Genomic DNA, 15,500 nt, shown 5'->3' on the forward strand with positions numbered 1-15,500 from the left:
GACCCGCACTGCTCCCGCTCGTCCCGGTCAACGATCTGCCAGCCCCTGACACAACTGCCAAAGGCTGGCGACTGTGACGTGGGGTTCAGCTCCCACGCAAGGCCATGCTACCTGCCCGCGGTTGAGCCAGACTGCGTGCATACCCGCATCCATGGCGCCCCGGGCATCCAGCTCCGCATCGTCGCCGATGTGCAGCACATGCTCGGGGGCGACGCCGGCCGCATCCGCTGCGGCCTGAAAAAAACGCGTCTCGGGCTTGGCCATGCCGGCTCCGCTGGCAGACAGCGAGGCATGGAAGTGCTCACCGATACCCACCACATGCACATTCGCGTTGCCATTGGACAGGGCCACCACGGGCCAGCGCTGCGAGAGAAACTGCAGCGCCGGCAAGGCATCGTCAAACAGCTCGACCCGCTGGCGAGCGGCAAAGAACTCGTCAAAGGCCGGTTCGGCCAGGGCGGGATCGTCACCGGCGCGGCTTAGCGCCAGCCGGATGGACTCGCGGCGCAGGCCGCTGAGGTCGGCTTTCAGATCCGGGCGCAGCCCCACGATTTCATGACGCAAGGCACGCACCTTGTCCGTATCGCCCAGGTGCTCGGCCGTAGCGGGAGCATGCTGCGCGAGCCACTGCAGCAAAACGGCCTCAGCCTTGGCAATCGTGGGCCAGATGGGCCAGAGCGTGTCGTCCAGATCCAGACTGATGGCGCGAATCTGGCCACTGTGGCGCAGACGCTGAAGAGTTTCAATGGCAGGGGCTGTGGTGTCTTGGGGTTGCATACCCCGAAGAATAGCGGCCCGGCTAATGCCGCAGAGCGGCTGCGCCTATCCGATTAGCTGACACAATTGCACCATGCCATCACGCTTTGCGCCCGAACCCAGCTTCCGTCACGACCAATCCGCACGCACCGGCATCCTGCTGTGCAATCTGGGCACCCCGGCCGCCCCCACGGCTGCAGCAGTGCGCCCTTATCTGGCGGAGTTTCTCGGTGACGATCGTGTGGTCGAGATTCCCAAGCTCGCCTGGTGGCCGATTCTGCACGGCATCATCCTGCGCACCCGTCCGGCCAAATCGGCCGCCAAGTACGCTACCGTCTGGCATGAAAAGGACGGCTCCCCGCTGCTGCACTGGACCACGCGCCAGGCCACTTTGCTGCGCGGCTGGCTGGGCGAGCGCGGCCACAATGTGCTGGTGCAGCCGGCCATGCGCTACGGCACGCCGTCCATTGCGGCCCAACTGGATGCCCTCAAGAAAGACGGCGTGACGCGCATCCTGATCCTGCCGCTGTACCCCCAGTACTCGGGCACGACCACGGCCAGCGTGTTCGACGCCGTCTACGACTGGGCCAGGACCCAGCGCCATATTCCCGAGCTGCGTTTCGTCAACCGCTACCACGACGATGCCGGCTATATCGAAGCGCTGGCACAGCGCATAGAAGCCCACTGGCGCGGCCACGGTCGCGGGGACAAGCTGGTCATGAGTTTTCATGGCGTGCCAGAGCGCACCTTGCATCTGGGCGATCCCTACCACTGCGAATCGCACAAGACGGCACGCCTGCTGGCCGAGCGGCTCAAGCTCGCCACCGACCAGTATCTGGTGACCTTCCAGTCGCGCTTTGGCAAGGCCAAATGGCTGGAGCCCTATACCGAACCCTCGCTGATTGCCATGGCCCAGGCCGGCACCCGGCGCGTCGATGTGGTCTGCCCCGGCTTTACCAGCGACTGCCTGGAGACGTTGGAGGAAATCAAGCAGGAAGCGCGTGAAGCCTTTTTGCATGCGGGCGGCCAGCAGTTCGAGTACATAGACTGCCTCAACGACAGTGCGCCCTGGATCACCGCACTCAGCGATATTGCCCGGCAGCATATGCAAGGCTGGCCCACCGGGCGCGAGGACGATGTCGAGCTCAAGGCCCGCGCCCAGCACGCCAAGGCGGCGGGCGCGCCGCAGTAGGCGGCCATCCAGCGAACTGGCACGGCATATGCTGCCTCCGGCTGCATGCATATTCACGCCCGCTCCATTCGCTATTTCGACATGATTCGCCGCTGCGGCTCCATACGCGAAGCCGCGCGCCATCTGCATGTGGCCTCGTCGGCAGTCAACCGCCAATTGCTGCAGCTTGAGGACGAAATCGGCAGCCCGCTGTTCGAGCGCCTGAGCTCGGGCCTGCGGCTCACGGCCGCCGGCGAAGTGTTTTCGCGCCATGTGATCACAGTGCTGCAGGACGAGCACCGCCTCAGCACCGAGCTGGAGCTGCTGCGCGGCGTACGTCGCGGCTCGGTCAGCGTGGCCGCCGTGGAAGGCCTGAACGCCGACCTGATGCCGGCCGTGCTCACGCAGATGCACAGGCGCTATCCCACGATTCAGATTCATGTGCGCACCTGCGGCTCCCAGCAGGCGGCACAGGCCGTGATTCAGGGCGATGCGGACGTGGGCATAGGCTTTTCGATCAAGCGCCACGACAATCTGCGCCAATGCACCATGGGCCGCTTTGCGCTGGGTGCCATCGTGCCGCCCAAGCACCCGATTGCCCAGCTGGAGCGCGTGGACTTTGCGCAATGCGCGGCCTTTCCGCTGATTCTGCCAACGCCCGAACTCTCCATGCACGACTTGCTGCAGCCCTTGCTGGCGCACCACAAGCGTGCATTGCAGGTGTTGCTGGAAACCTCGTCCATCGAGCTGGCCAAGAGTCTTGCCGAACGCGGCGTGGGAATTTTCTTCCAGAGCCGCCTGGGGCTGGAGCGCGAGCTGCGCGAAGGCCGGCTGGTCCATGTGCCGCTGGATACCCCTACCACTCTGTACTCCGAACTTGGCGTCTATGTGCGTGCAGGACGCACGCTGCCATCGGCACTCGACGCCTTCAACCGCATCGCGGCCGATGCCATAGAAAGCCGCGAGGACGAGGAAAGCGTCGCCCTGCGTGAATGGGTGGCCCGCACGCAGACCGCCGCTGCGGCGGCTTCCGCCAGGAGCTGAGAGCGCCCCGGTCCATGACTGCACCGGCATTGTGCGCATCGCCTCTCGCGAATGCACCAATGCCGTGCAACACTTTACCCATCAGCGATTAGCGCTCACATTTTTAGATCACCCCGCAGCAAAAGCTGCGCTATCCAGCACGGACTGTGCTTTCTAAACTGACTCCAGTTCTTCAGTTTCTGGACGCCATTCGTGAGCACCTCTGCCCTCCCCCTCATCGACATCAGCGGCCTGCGCAGCCATGACCCTGTGGATCAGCACCTGGTGGCCGAGCAACTGCGCCAGGCTTGCGAACAGCGCGGCTTCTTCTATATCACCGGCCATGGCATAGACCCTGCGCTGATCAGCAGCCTGTTTGCCGCCAGCCAGCGCTTCTTTGACCTGCCCATGACCGAAAAGCTGGCCGTGGACAAAAAGCTCTCCCGCTGCAATCGCGGCTATGAGCCGCTGCGCGCCCAGACGCTGGAGAGCGGCGCACCGCCCGATCTCAAGGAAAGCTTTTACGCTGGCGCCGAGGTCGCGGCCAACGATGCGCGCGTGCTGGCCGGCCGCTTCAATACCGGCCCCAACCAATGGCCCGAAACCCTGCCCGACTTCCGCGCCGTGATGCAGAACTATTACCAGGCCGCCTACGGCCTGGGCGCGACCATTGTGCGCGGCCTAGCCTTGTCGCTGGGCGTGCCGGTCAGCCACTTCGACGGCTATCTCAAGGAGGCCGCCGCGACCCTGCGCCTGCTGCATTACCCGCCCCAGCCTGCCAACCCTGAACCCGGCGAGAAAGGCTGCGGCGAGCACACGGACTTCGGCGGCGTGACCTTGCTGCTGCAGGACGAGGCCGGCGGCCTGCAGGTCTGGGACAAGGATCTCGGCAGCTGGATCGACGCCCCCCCCGTGCCCGGCGCCTTCGTCGTCAACATCGGCGACCTGTTCGCGCGCTGGACCAACGACCGCTATGTCTCCACCTTGCACCGGGTCATCAATGTCTCGGGTCGCGAACGCTATTCCGTGCCCTTTTTCTTCACGGGCAACCCGCTGCACAAGGTGGAATGCATTCCCACCTGCCTGGACGATGGCGAGCAGCCCAGATACCCGGCCATCACGGTGGAGCAGCACCAGATCGAATGCTATCGCCGCACCTACGGTTGACGGAGACCACGATGACAAGCTCACGCAATATGGTGCTGATCCACGGGGCCTGGCAAGGCAGCTGGGCTTTTGCGGCCTGGACGCCGCTGCTACAGGCCCGAGGCTGGAAGGTGCTTGCCGTCAATCTGCCGGGCAACGATGCCGCCGCCGAAGACGACAGCTGCGCCAATCTCGACGGCTACACCGCCCATGTGCTGCGCGTGCTGGAAGCGCTGGACGGCCCTGCCGTGGTGGTCGGTCACAGCGGTGGCGGCATGACAGCGTCTCAGGTCGCCCAGGCCGCCCCCGAGCGGGTCAGCGCCCTGGTCTACCTGGCCGGAATGATGCTGCCCAGCGGCATGAGCTATGGCGATGTGATCGCACAATGCCGCGCCGCCGATCCGGGCTTTGACTACCAGGGCATAGGCCCGCATCTGGCCTGGAACGAGCAGCGCAATGCCAGCAGCGTGTCGCTGGAAGCCGCCATGGATTTGTTCCTGCATGACTGCCCTCCGACCGCAGCACTCAAGGCGGCCAGCCGTCTCTGCGTCCAGCCCGAAGCGGGCCGGGCCATGGTGAACCGGCTCAGCGCCGAGCGTTTTGGCCGGGTGCCACGTATCTATGTGGAATGTCGCCAGGACCGCTCCGTGACGCTGCCGCTGCAGCAGCGCATGCAGCAGCTCACGCCGGGCGCCAGGCGCATCAGCCTCGATTGCGGCCATGTGCCCCAACTGGCCTGCCCTCAGGCCCTGAGCGACGCCTTGCTGCCGGCTTTAGATGAAATTCAATCAAAACCTTTTATGAGCTTGCGCATGCCGCTCATCAATGTATAGCAACCAATTACCCAAAACTCGCATTCTTCAGGAGTTATTCATGACGCGCCCCGCTACCTACTTCAAACGCTCCGCCCTTTTCGCCATGCTCGTCGCCTGTGGCGCAGCGGCCCAGGCAGCCGACAAGCTCACGGTGCAGCTCGACTGGCTACCCGGGGGCGACAAGTCCTTTGTCTATGCCGGCGTGCAGCAAGGCTTTTTCAAGGACGAAGGCCTGGACGTGAAGATTGTTCCGGGCCGAGGCTCGGCCGATGCCGTGACCAAGGTGGCCTCGGGCTCTGCCGATGTGGGTTTTGGCGGCATCTCGGCGCTGATGATGGCCGCTGCCGAAGGCAGGATTCCCGTCAAGGCCGTGATGTCGCTGTATTCCAAACAGCCCGATGCGCTGTTCACGCGCGCCGACAGCAAGATCAGGAACCTCAAGGACATGGAAGGCAAGACGGTGGCCATGCCCACCTTCTCCTCGTCGAATGCGCTGTGGCCCATCGTGCTGCAGAAGAACGGCGTGGACGCCAGCAAGATCAAGGTCATCAAGTCGGACCCGGCGACGCTGGCGCCCATGCTGGCTCAGGGCCGCGTGGATGCGACCATCAACTGGGTGACCGTGGCTCCGGCCTTCGGCGCCGTGCTCAAGCAGGCCGGCAGGGAACTGTCGGTCCTGCCCTGGACGCAGTTCGGTCTGGACGGCTATGGCTGGTCCGTCATGGCCAGCGACAAGACCATCAAGGAACGCCCCGAGGTGCTCAAGCGCTATGTGCGGGCACTGGGCAAGTCGCTGGAGTTCTCCATCCGGAACCCGCAAAAGGCGGCCGAGTCGCTGAAGGCCCAGGTACCCGAAGCCGACACTGCCGTGGTCAAGGCCGAATTTGAAGCCTCCATCCCGCTGCTCAGGAACGAGATCAGCCAGCGCGACGGCCTGGGCAAATTCGAGCCCCGGCTGCTGGCAGCCACCTGGGGCTGGGTGGCCCAGTCCATGAGTTACGACCCCAAGAAGGTCGACCCGGAAACGCTGGTGGATCGCCGCTTTCTGAGCCAGTAAATGCCATGTGAGCGCGGCGCAGCGCCGCCCTCACGCTCCCGCCCTTGTTCTTTCCTGGATCGCCTGCCATGCAATACGTAATCGATCTGAACGCGGTCACCCAGACCTTTGTCTCCAGCGATGGCAGCCCTGTCACGGCCCTGCAGGGCGTGGACCTGCATCTGCGCCGCCACGAATTCGTCTCGCTGATCGGCCCCTCGGGCTGCGGCAAGTCCACCATACTGCGCCTAATTGCAGGCCTGATCCGCCCCAGCAGCGGCGAGGTACGTATCTTCGATCTGCCCGTGACCGAACCACGCGACGAGATCGGCATGGTGTTCCAGAAGCCCACGCTGCTGCCATGGCTCTCGGTGCTTGACAACATCACCTTCCCCATGCGCCACAAATACGGCCATGTGGAAATGAAGGAAGAGGCCCGCGCCCAGCAGTTGCTGGAGATGATCGGCCTCAGGGACTTCGGCCACAAGCGGCCCCACGAACTCTCGGGCGGCATGCAGCAGCGCGTCGCGATTGCACGCTCCTTGCTGCATGACCCGGACATCCTGCTGATGGACGAACCCTTTTCGGCGCTGGACGCACTCACACGCGACGAAATGAGCCTGGAGCTGCTGCGCATCTGGAACGAGCGCCCCAAGACCGTGGTCTTTGTGACCCACTCCATCCAGGAGGCCTTGCTGCTGTCCGACCGCATCGTGGTCATGAGCGCCCGCCCGGGCCGTGTGGCCGACATCATCGATGTGCCGCTGCCACGCCCGCGCAGCATGGCCACTCTGGCCGATCCCGTGTTCACCGAAATGGCCAACGAGATTCGTCTCCAGGTCTTCAGCAAACACCCGGCACACGCCTGAAGATCCTCCCGCAGCCCCAAGAGGCCCCCTATGTCTGCCCTCATACAACGCCATGCGTCGCTGCTGGTTTTCCTCGCCGTCCTGCTGTTCTGGGAGTGTGCCTGCCGCCTGGCGCATATCCCCGAATACATTTTTCCCGCTCCCAGCCAGATCTGGCGCTCTGCAGCCGAGATGGGGCTGCAGCGCTGGCTGGAGCATGTCACGGCCACCTTGCAGGTCGCGCTCATAGGCTATGCGCTGGCGATCGCACTGGCCATTCCGTTAGCCATCGCCATCACGCGATCGCAGCTGCTCTCGAAAATCATCATGCCCTGGCTGGTGGTGATCCAGTCCACCCCCATCGTGGCCGTCGCCCCCATCATCGTCGTCACTCTGGGCGCAGGCCTGCTGCCGCGCGTGGTCATCACCACACTGATTGCCTTTTTCCCGCTGGTGGTTTCCACGGCCCTGGGCCTGGCTTCGGTGCCGGCAGAGCTGGTGGAGCTGTCGCGCTCGCTGCGCGCCACCACCAGCCGCCAGTACTGGCAGATTCGCATGCCGTTTGCCGTGCCCTATGTGTTTTCGGCCCTCAAGGTCTCCATCACGCTGGCCATTGTGGGCGCCGTGGTCGCCGAGTTCGTGGCTGCGGAAAAAGGCCTGGGCTATCTGATTCTGTTTGCCACCTCCTCCTTCAAGGTACCCGTGGCCTTTGCCGCACTGGCACTGCTGGTGCTGTGCAGCCTGCTGCTCTATGGTGGCGTGCAGCAGCTGCACAAGCGCCTCTTTCCCTGGAGCCAGAGCACTCCAGCCTGATCAACACAAGGACCGCCACCATGACAGACCAGAACTTCCCCCCGCAGGGCCTGATGCCCTCTGCCGAACAAATCCAGCGCAATCTGCGTCGCGCCCAGGCCGTGGCCCGGCGCGCCACCCAAATGGGCCACCACCCCTTCGGCGCCGTGCTGGTGGGCCCCGACCAGGAGACCGTGCTCATGGAGCAGTGCAATATCGACACCGTCAACCACGCGGAATCGACCTTGGCGCGCATGGCGGCCACCAATTACACGGCCGAGTTTCTCTGGAGCTGCACGCTCTACACCAATGTGGAGCCTTGCTGCATGTGCGCCGGTACGGCCTACTGGGCCAATATCGGTCGCATCGTGTTCGGCATGACCGAGCATCGCCTGCTGGAATGCACGGGCAGCCATGGCGAGAACCCGACCATGAGCGTCTCGTCGCGCTATGTCTTCGACCATTGCCAGAAGGCCGTGGAGCTGATCGGCCCCGTACCCGAGATGGAGGCCGAGATCGCCGCCCAGCAGCAAGCCTTCTGGGCGCAGCGCTGAGAACCAGGCCAGCAGGACGCTCCCATGCTGCTCACCCATCCCTCGTCACCCCAGGCCGCACAGGCCCTGGCCCGCAAGCTCGGCAATGCCGCCTGCTTCATCGCCGGGGGCACACTGCTGCAGCAGTCATGGGCAGAGCCTCGTCTGGCGCCGTCGGCCACGCATTTCATCAATGTGATGCACTGGCCCGAGATGCAGCAGATCAGCCTCGGCCCGCAATATCTGCACATCGGTGCAGGCATGCGGCTGGAGGCCGTGCGCCGTCACCCCTGGGTTCAGCAGCACGCGCCCGTGCTCGTCCAGGCCCTGGATCAGCTAGGGGGCATGGGAATACGCCGCCTGGGAACCCTGGGCGGCAATATAGGCTGGGGCGAAGGCGACTGCTGCCCGGTATTGCTGGCCATGGATGCGCAGGTCGAGCTGACGGACGGCAACCTGCAGTCGCTGGCGCAGACGCTCAAGCTCATGGACCGGCCTCTGATGCTCTCGTTTCTGCTGCCGCGCAGCGATGTGATGGAGCCCCGGCCACTGGTGTTCGAGAAAGTCGGCTATCGCGCGGCATTCTCCCCCGCGCGCCTGCGCATGGCCTTGCGCTGGAGCGATGCACAAAAGCGCCTGAACTTGGACCGCATTGCGGCGGCAGCCCCGGGCATAGGCGTGCACCGCCTGCAAGCCACGGAAAAGCTGCTGAGCTATGCGCAGGAGCTGCAGATCCGCCCCTCCCTCGGCGATATACGCACCACCTGCGAGCAAAGCCTGCCTCCCGATCTGGCCCGGATTGCCAGCCGCCTGATTGCCGGACATTGCGGGCTGCTGGCCTGAACCATCATGGAATTCCCCACCCCTCATCACATCCGCGAGCTGAGCCTTGAGGCTTTACCGACCCGGCCCGATGCCAGGGCCAAGCTCGGCGGCAACCCGGGCTTTCTGAGCGACCGCATTCAGCCGGGTCAGCTGCGCGGAGCGATTCTCGGTAGCCCCCACCCCCATGCGCGCATTCTGCATATCGATACCAGCGCCGCCCAAGCCCTGCCAGGCGTCCATGCCGTGGTCACCCATGCCGATATCCCCGGCATCAAGCACTATGGCTTGCGCAAGGTAGACCGGCCCGTGCTCTGCATCGACAAGGTGCGCCATGTGGGCGACCCGGTCGCCGCCGTTGCGGCCGTGGACATGGAGACGGCGCGGCAGGCTCTGGCGCTGATCCGGGTTGACTACGAACCCCTGCCCCCGGTCTGCGACCCGGTCGCCGCCCTTGACGGTACGGCGGCCTCCGAGCAGGCGGTCCATCAGGACGGCAATCTGCTGCATGCCGCCAGCCACCGCCAGGGCGACATGTCTGCGGCCCGGGCAAGCACAGTGCACCGGGTGCAGGACAGCTATGTCACGCCACGCCAGATGCATGCCTTTCTCGAGACCGAAGGCGGTGTGGCCGAGCCTGATGGCGCGGGCGGCCTGCGCCTGTTCTTCGGCGGCCACAACCCCGCGCGGGAAAAGCAGGTCATCGCCGACATGCTGGGCCTGCCGCACGACAGGGTTCACGCCGTGGCCACGCCCGTGGGCGGCTCCTATGGCGGCAAGGACGAGCTGACGATTCAACCCATCGCGGCCCTGCTGGCCTGGAGGGCACAGCGCCCCGTACGGTTGCACCTGACACGTCCGCAATCAGTGGATCTGGGTGTCAAGCGACATCCCATGCAGATCGACATGCAGACCGGCTGCGATGCACAGGGGCGGCTCACCTACCACCAGGTGCAGATAGTGGCCGACACCGGGGCCTATGCCACGCATGGCCCCGAGGTGCTGGATGCTGCGCTCGAGCATGCCCCCGGCCCCTACCGGTATCTGGCACTGGACCTCGGCGCCAGGCTGGCCTATACGAACAACGGCATCGCCGGTGCGTTTCGCGGCTTCGGCGCCGTGCAGGTGCAATTTGCACTTGAGCAGCAGATGGACAGACTGGCTGCGCTGGTCGGCATGACAGCTGACGCGTTTCGCGCCCTCAATCTCGCCGCTCCCGAGGCACCCGGCCCGCTGGGCCAGCATGTCGTGCCGTTCGACGGCGCCCTGCGCGCACTCGATGTCGCCCACCAGCAAGCGCTGTGGCGCGGACCGCACCGCTGGGCCAGCGCGGATGGCCGCCATCTGCACGGCGTGGGCCTCACGCTGATCCACCGCAGTGACGGCTTTGGCAAGGGTGGCCCCAGCGACTGCCGCATGGAGCTGGCCCTGGCCGCCGACGGTGCGATCGAGCTGCGCTGCGGCTTCACCGAGCTGGGACAAAACCTGGTCGGAACCATCCAGAGCCTGGGCGCGCAGCATCTGGGCTGCGCCGCCGACGCCATCAGGCCGGTGCTGGGCGATACCCGGCTGACGCCCGACTCGGGCCCGGTCGCCGCCTCGCGCGCCACCACGCTGGTATGGCGCGCCTTGCAGAAGGCGGCCCAGCCCTGGCAGCAAGCCTTGCTCCTGACCGCCGCAAGACTGCTGCCCAATATTCCTCTGCGCTGCGGCGCCTGGGGCCTGGAAAGCGCTGCGGGCCTGTGCCTGAGCTACGCCGATCTGGCAAAGGCATCGGGCGAACAAGCGCCCTGTATCTCCATAGACCTGCGCGCAGAGGACCCGGAGGGCAACGCGCATGACACCCACTTCGTCTTCGGAGCCTGCGCCGCCATTGCCCAGGTACGCGTCGACACCTGGAGCGGCATGGTCCAGGTGCAGCGGCTGGTGATGTGCACGGCCCTGGGCCCCGTGGCATCGGCCCAGGGCTATCTGGGCCAGATGGAAGGCGGCGCCCTCATGGGCCTGGCCATGGGCACGCAGGAGGAGCTGGCCTGCCTGGACGGCCACTATCAGGCGCGCAATCTCGACAGCTATCTGATCCCCACGCTGGCCGATGCCCCTGAAATGCAGGTGCTGGCGATCGAGAACCTTCCCGAGGCTGACCCCATAGGCCCGCGCGGAGCCGGCGAGATCAGCGTCAACCTGGCCCTGCCCGCAGTGGCCAATGCCCTGGCCGCCGCACTGCAGCGCCCCATCACCCAACTGCCCATGACCCCGGAGCGCGTGATTGCGCTGCTGGAAGCGGGCGCGGAGCCCTCCACACCATGACGACGCCCCACATCCCGGAGCACGGCGGCAAGCCACCCGCAGCAAGCGCAAAGGAGGCCTCGGCTTTTGTGCTGCTACTGAATCTGAACGGCCAGCCGGTCAGCGCCAGCTGCAGCCCCGATACCCGGCTGCTGACCTTGCTGCGCGAGCACTGGCACCTCACCGGGGCCAAGCCCGGCTGCGAAGTGGGACGCTGCGGCGCCTGCATGGTCTGGCTCAACGGCGAGCCCGTGAACGCCTGCCTGCTGATGGCCTATCAGATCCAGGGCCAGACGGTGCGCACCATCGAGTCCGTGGCACAGGACAGCGCCAGCGAGCCCGTGCGCGAGGCGTTGGCGCGCTGCGGCGGCGTGCAATGCGGCTATTGCAGCCCCGGCATGGTCATGAGTATGAGCTGGCTGCACCAGCAGCAGCCCCGCCCCACAGCCGCCGAGGCCGAGGCCCTGATGTGCGGAAACCTTTGTCGCTGTACGGGCTATGGCGGCATCCGGCGTGCCGTGCAGGAGCTGTTTCCGGCCCTGCAAAGCACATTAATCATCTAAATCAATAGCTGCAATCTCTCACCCACAAAGCGATTCAACCACTTTTAGCTATCATCATCAGAAGTCACGCCGTTTGCTCTCCGGTTCATGACCCCAGGCAATAAGCAGACAAGTTTTTCTTGGTTGGCCCTGTCGCGGCAAGGCCGGACAATAGAGACCCTGGGCATAGCCATGCCCCTGACGACTCGGTTTTGCCGACTCCTGCCATGAAAAACTCTCTGACACGCTATGCACTGGGTCTGGGCTTGGGCCTGGGCGCCAGCAGTTGGGCGCTCGCGGCCCAGCCCCTGCTCAACCCCGAACAGCTGCAGCCTCTGCTGCAGCAGGCCGATGTCCGCCTCATCGATATCCGCGACCCCAAAGCCTTCGAGGCCGGCCATATCGCCCAGGCTGCCAACGCCCCCTACGGCAAATGGCGCGGCCCGGCCACCAATCCTGGCGAACTGCCTGACCAAGCCAAGCTGGTGGCGCTGGTGCAGTCCCTGGGCCTGACGCCAGCCACGCATGCCATCGTGATCTCCAGCGGTGCCGACGCCACGGACTTCGGTGCCACTGCCCGCGTCTACTGGACGCTCAAAAGCCTGGGTCTCCAGGAGCTGTCCATCGTCAACGGCGGCATGAAGGCCTGGGAAGGCGCAGGCAAGCCCCTGGCCAAGACCCGCACACAGATCGCGCCCAGCAGCTACGCACCGACCTTTGACGCCAGCTGGCTGGCCACCCAGCAGGACGTGGGCAGGCATCTCGACCTGTCCAACGCGGCTCTGGTGGACTCGCGCCCCGACGCCTTCTATCTGGGCAAGACCCGCGCGCCAGCCGCCAAGCTCTCGGGCACCCTGCCCGGCGCCCAGCAGCTGGATTTCAACCAGTGGTTTGTGCCCGGTACTTCGCAGTTCGTGGATGCAGCCAAGGCCAGGGAAATCGCTGCCAAGGTCCAGCGCCCACAAGGCCAGGACATGGTGGCCTTCTGCAATACCGGTCACTGGGCGGCCACCGACTGGTTCGGTCTGTCCGAAATGGCCGGCCTGCCCAATGTGAAGCTCTACGCAGGCTCCATGGTGGACTGGACGCAGTCCAAGGACGCGCCGCGCATGGCCAACCAGCCGGGCCGCGCCCAGTCACTGGCCTATGACGCCCAGAAATGGTGGGAAAAAACTTTTAAATGACTCCCCCTGAGTCGCTTCGCGCCTTCCCCAAGCCCGGCGCCCCCAAGGGGGACGACAACTTCGCTGCAGGGCGGCCTTTGCTCGTTGTCTCTGATCTGGGTGCATGCCCTTTGCGGAAAGTGCGTCGCAGTCCTTACCCATCAATTCCATAAAAACACATGAAACGACTTCCCATAACGGCCTTGCTGGCCGTTTTCTTTGGCTGGCTGCTGTGGTCGGTCTCGGTGCGCCAGGCGGCGCTGTTCGCCGTGGGCATAGGCCTGGGCGCGGTGCTGGCCGGCAAGCGCTTTGGTTTCACCACGGGCTGGCGCATGCTGGTCGAGGAAAAAGACGGCAGCGGCATCTTTGGCCAGTTGCTGCTGCTGGCGCTGGCTGCGGCACTGGCCATGCCTTTGCTGGGCCATTTCCCCGAGCTGACGGCAGCTCTCGGCCCCCCCAGCATCAGCCTGCTGGTCGGTGCCTTTGTCTTCGGCCTGTGCATGCAGATCGCCGACGGTTGCGGCAGCGGCACCCTCTACAAAGCCGGCATGGGCATTCCCATGAACACGGCCATACTGCCCTTGTTCGCGATCGGCAGCTTTCTGGGCAGCCTGCACCTGGGCTGGTGGCTGGACCTGGGCAATGCTGCCCCTGTGGGTCTGGTCACGCAATGGGGCTGGGCTCCAGCGCTGATCGCCACGCTGATCGCACTGGCCGTGATCGCTGCAGGCGTGGCCCTGTATGTGAAAAAAGCCAATGCCGCCCTGAACCGCCCGGCCAAGCCGCTGCTGGTGCGCAAATGGCTGGTCGGTGCCGTGCTGCTGGCCATCCTGGCCACGCTCAACCTGATCATCGCGGGCCAGCCCTGGGGCGTGGTCTACGGCTTTGGTCTGTGGGCCGCCAAGATCGCCAACGCCACGGGCGCCGTCGATCTGGCCAGCAACTGGTTCTGGAGCCAGCCCGGCAATGCGGCGCGCCTGCATGAGACCGTGCTGCTGGACGTGACCAGCATCACCAATATCGGCATTCTGGGCGGCGCACTGTGGATTGCCGCCGGCAAGCCCGCGGCTGCCAAGGCACTCACAGGCACGCAATGGGTCGTGGCCCTGGTGGCGGGACTGGTGCTCGGCTACAGCTCGCGCCTGGCTTTCGGCTGCAATGTGGGCGCCATGCTTTCGGGCATCTCCACCGGCTCCATCCACGGCTGGATCTGGGTCCCACTGGCATTTGCGGGCACCATCTTCGGCCTGCGCATCCGCCGCCATTTCGGCTTCTGAGCAAGGAACAACCATGACCTCACCAAGCACCTTGCGCACCGTATTCTGGGCTCTGCTGCTCGTCTTTCTGGCCTGGGACTTTCATACATCGCCGGCCATCGACCTGCGCTTTGAAGCGCCGCTGATTGCAGCAGGCTCCGGCCAGGCAGCACAGGGCGGACATTGCTCCATGCCTGCCGGAAAATAAGCGCCACAGTCCCTGCCCCGACGCCCTGCCCTACGGTCAGGGCGTTTTCTTTGGGGCCTGCTCAGGCCCGGGGCTTTTCCAGCTCAAAGCCCGCTGCCTCCCAGGCCGTCAGGCCACCGGACAATGGCCGGACGTTGTGAAATCCCGCACGCTGCAATTGCCTCGCCACGCGCGCGGCGGAGATCTCGTCGGGACAGTCGCAGTACACAACCAGGCCATGCTCATGCCGCTCACGCGGCAGCAAATGTTCGTAGGCCGCCTTGCCCTTGCCCTGATGCTCCAGCCAGGAGCTGGCCCCGGGAATATGACCCTGGCCGAAGAGCAGGGGTTCGCGCACATCGATCACCGTCGGCGTGATGCCCTGGGCGTTGAGCCCCGCCAGTTCCTCGACCGACATGCGCGGCATCTTCAGCGAGCGCACCACGCGCTGCCTCTGCCACCATTTGCGCGCCACGAAGACCGCGAACGCCACGCACAGCAGCAGCAGCCCCCATTTGCCCAGCGCCGTCAGCACATCGAGCAGATCCTGCACCGTGGAACTGAACAGCGAGCCCAGAAACACCGCCGAGCCCACCCAGATCAGGGCCCCCAGCGTATCGAACAACACAAAGGTGCGCAGCGGCGTGCCCACCACACCGGCCAGCGCACTGGCAATGGAGGCAAAGCCCGGCACGAACTTGGCCACCAGCAGGGACTTGGCGCCCCAACGCCCATAAACCGACTCGGTCTGGCGTATGCAGGCATCGGGCGAGAGCGAAATGCGGCAGATACGTCCCAGCACCCTGTGCCCATAGGCCCTGCCAGCGTGGTACCAGAGCACATCGGCTATCAGCGCTGCAGCCACTGCAATCACAGTGAGCCAGCCCAGACGTGCCAGGCTGCCCCCCTCCAGCGCTCCGGTCACCACCAGCACCGGATAGGCCGGGATGGGCGCGCCCAGCTGCTCTATCAGCACATTGAGAAAGACAATGCCGAAGCCGTATTCCCGAATCAGATCCACGACAAAACCCATGACCCACGCTCCTTACCCCGACCAGGGTTAGCCACCGATGCTAGCGAGACGCGAACATCCCCGGGGCTGCGAGGTTTTGCGCGTCAAG

At 65.1% G+C, this 15,500-nt stretch carries 16 protein-coding genes; 14 read left to right on the forward strand and 2 right to left on the reverse strand.

Going from position 1 to position 15,500, the window contains the following annotated elements; translation table 11 throughout:
* Positions 1-27 precede the first annotated feature (27 nt).
* Entirely contained in the window at positions 28-777 is a 750-nt protein-coding gene (locus AAIL66_RS21270) for an HAD family hydrolase (protein WP_080746040.1), read from the reverse strand.
* 73 nt (positions 778-850) lie between these two features.
* On the opposite strand from AAIL66_RS21270, the gene hemH reads away from it, so the two are divergent.
* From hemH to AAIL66_RS21340, 14 genes are all read left to right on the forward strand, one after another.
* A complete protein-coding gene (hemH, locus tag AAIL66_RS21275) occupies positions 851-1,948 on the forward strand; it encodes a ferrochelatase (protein WP_034378276.1) in 1,098 nt (365 codons plus the stop codon).
* Positions 1,949-1,993: 45 nt separating this feature from the next.
* On the forward strand, positions 1,994-2,971 hold the full coding sequence (locus AAIL66_RS21280; RefSeq protein ID WP_034357991.1) for a LysR family transcriptional regulator: 978 nt from the start codon (positions 1,994-1,996) through the stop codon (positions 2,969-2,971).
* A gap of 192 nt (positions 2,972-3,163) precedes the next feature.
* Entirely contained in the window at positions 3,164-4,117 is a 954-nt protein-coding gene (locus tag AAIL66_RS21285) for a 2-oxoglutarate and iron-dependent oxygenase domain-containing protein (protein ID WP_343497700.1), read from the forward strand.
* An 11-nt stretch (positions 4,118-4,128) separates the two neighbouring features.
* A complete protein-coding gene (locus tag AAIL66_RS21290) occupies positions 4,129-4,929 on the forward strand; it encodes an alpha/beta hydrolase (RefSeq protein ID WP_343497701.1) in 801 nt (266 codons plus the stop codon).
* A gap of 40 nt (positions 4,930-4,969) precedes the next feature.
* Complete coding sequence (locus AAIL66_RS21295) at positions 4,970-5,968, forward strand: ABC transporter substrate-binding protein (RefSeq protein ID WP_343497702.1); 999 nt, start codon at positions 4,970-4,972, stop codon at positions 5,966-5,968.
* Between the two features lie 68 nt (positions 5,969-6,036).
* Positions 6,037-6,816 carry an ABC transporter ATP-binding protein gene (locus AAIL66_RS21300; protein ID WP_343497703.1) on the forward strand — a complete coding sequence of 260 codons (780 nt, stop codon included), beginning with the start codon at positions 6,037-6,039 and terminating at the stop codon, positions 6,814-6,816.
* A gap of 30 nt (positions 6,817-6,846) precedes the next feature.
* Positions 6,847-7,608, forward strand: a complete 762-nt coding sequence (locus tag AAIL66_RS21305; RefSeq protein WP_003068866.1) for an ABC transporter permease — start codon at positions 6,847-6,849, stop codon at positions 7,606-7,608.
* A gap of 20 nt (positions 7,609-7,628) precedes the next feature.
* Complete coding sequence (locus AAIL66_RS21310; RefSeq protein ID WP_343497704.1) at positions 7,629-8,141, forward strand: nucleoside deaminase; 513 nt, start codon at positions 7,629-7,631, stop codon at positions 8,139-8,141.
* A 24-nt stretch (positions 8,142-8,165) separates the two neighbouring features.
* Positions 8,166-8,963: an FAD binding domain-containing protein gene (locus AAIL66_RS21315; protein ID WP_343497705.1), complete on the forward strand. Its 798-nt coding sequence runs from the start codon at positions 8,166-8,168 to the stop codon at positions 8,961-8,963.
* 6 nt (positions 8,964-8,969) lie between these two features.
* Positions 8,970-11,252, forward strand: coding sequence for a molybdopterin cofactor-binding domain-containing protein (locus tag AAIL66_RS21320; protein ID WP_343497706.1), 2,283 nt, complete (start codon positions 8,970-8,972; stop codon positions 11,250-11,252).
* The gene (locus AAIL66_RS21325; protein WP_343497707.1) at positions 11,249-11,794 is read left to right on the forward strand and encodes a (2Fe-2S)-binding protein; all 546 of its coding nucleotides are present in this window, start codon (positions 11,249-11,251) and stop codon (positions 11,792-11,794) included. Before AAIL66_RS21320 ends, AAIL66_RS21325 begins: the two co-directional genes overlap by 4 nt.
* Positions 11,795-12,000: 206 nt before the next feature.
* Positions 12,001-12,957: a rhodanese-like domain-containing protein gene (locus tag AAIL66_RS21330; RefSeq protein WP_059441612.1), complete on the forward strand. Its 957-nt coding sequence runs from the start codon at positions 12,001-12,003 to the stop codon at positions 12,955-12,957.
* Positions 12,958-13,115: 158 nt separating this feature from the next.
* Complete coding sequence (locus AAIL66_RS21335; protein WP_034378269.1) at positions 13,116-14,213, forward strand: YeeE/YedE thiosulfate transporter family protein; 1,098 nt, start codon at positions 13,116-13,118, stop codon at positions 14,211-14,213.
* A gap of 13 nt (positions 14,214-14,226) precedes the next feature.
* Entirely contained in the window at positions 14,227-14,400 is a 174-nt protein-coding gene (locus AAIL66_RS21340; RefSeq protein WP_012837430.1) for a hypothetical protein, read from the forward strand.
* 61 nt (positions 14,401-14,461) lie between these two features.
* Here AAIL66_RS21340 and AAIL66_RS21345 read toward each other — a convergent pair whose 3' ends face one another.
* The gene (locus tag AAIL66_RS21345) at positions 14,462-15,412 is read right to left on the reverse strand and encodes a VTT domain-containing protein (protein WP_003068843.1); all 951 of its coding nucleotides are present in this window, start codon (positions 15,410-15,412) and stop codon (positions 14,462-14,464) included.
* Positions 15,413-15,500 lie beyond the last annotated feature (88 nt).

This window comes from Comamonas sp. F1-6 (genome assembly GCF_039581415.1).
GTDB classification, from domain to species: Bacteria; Pseudomonadota; Gammaproteobacteria; order Burkholderiales; family Burkholderiaceae_C; genus Comamonas; species Comamonas thiooxydans.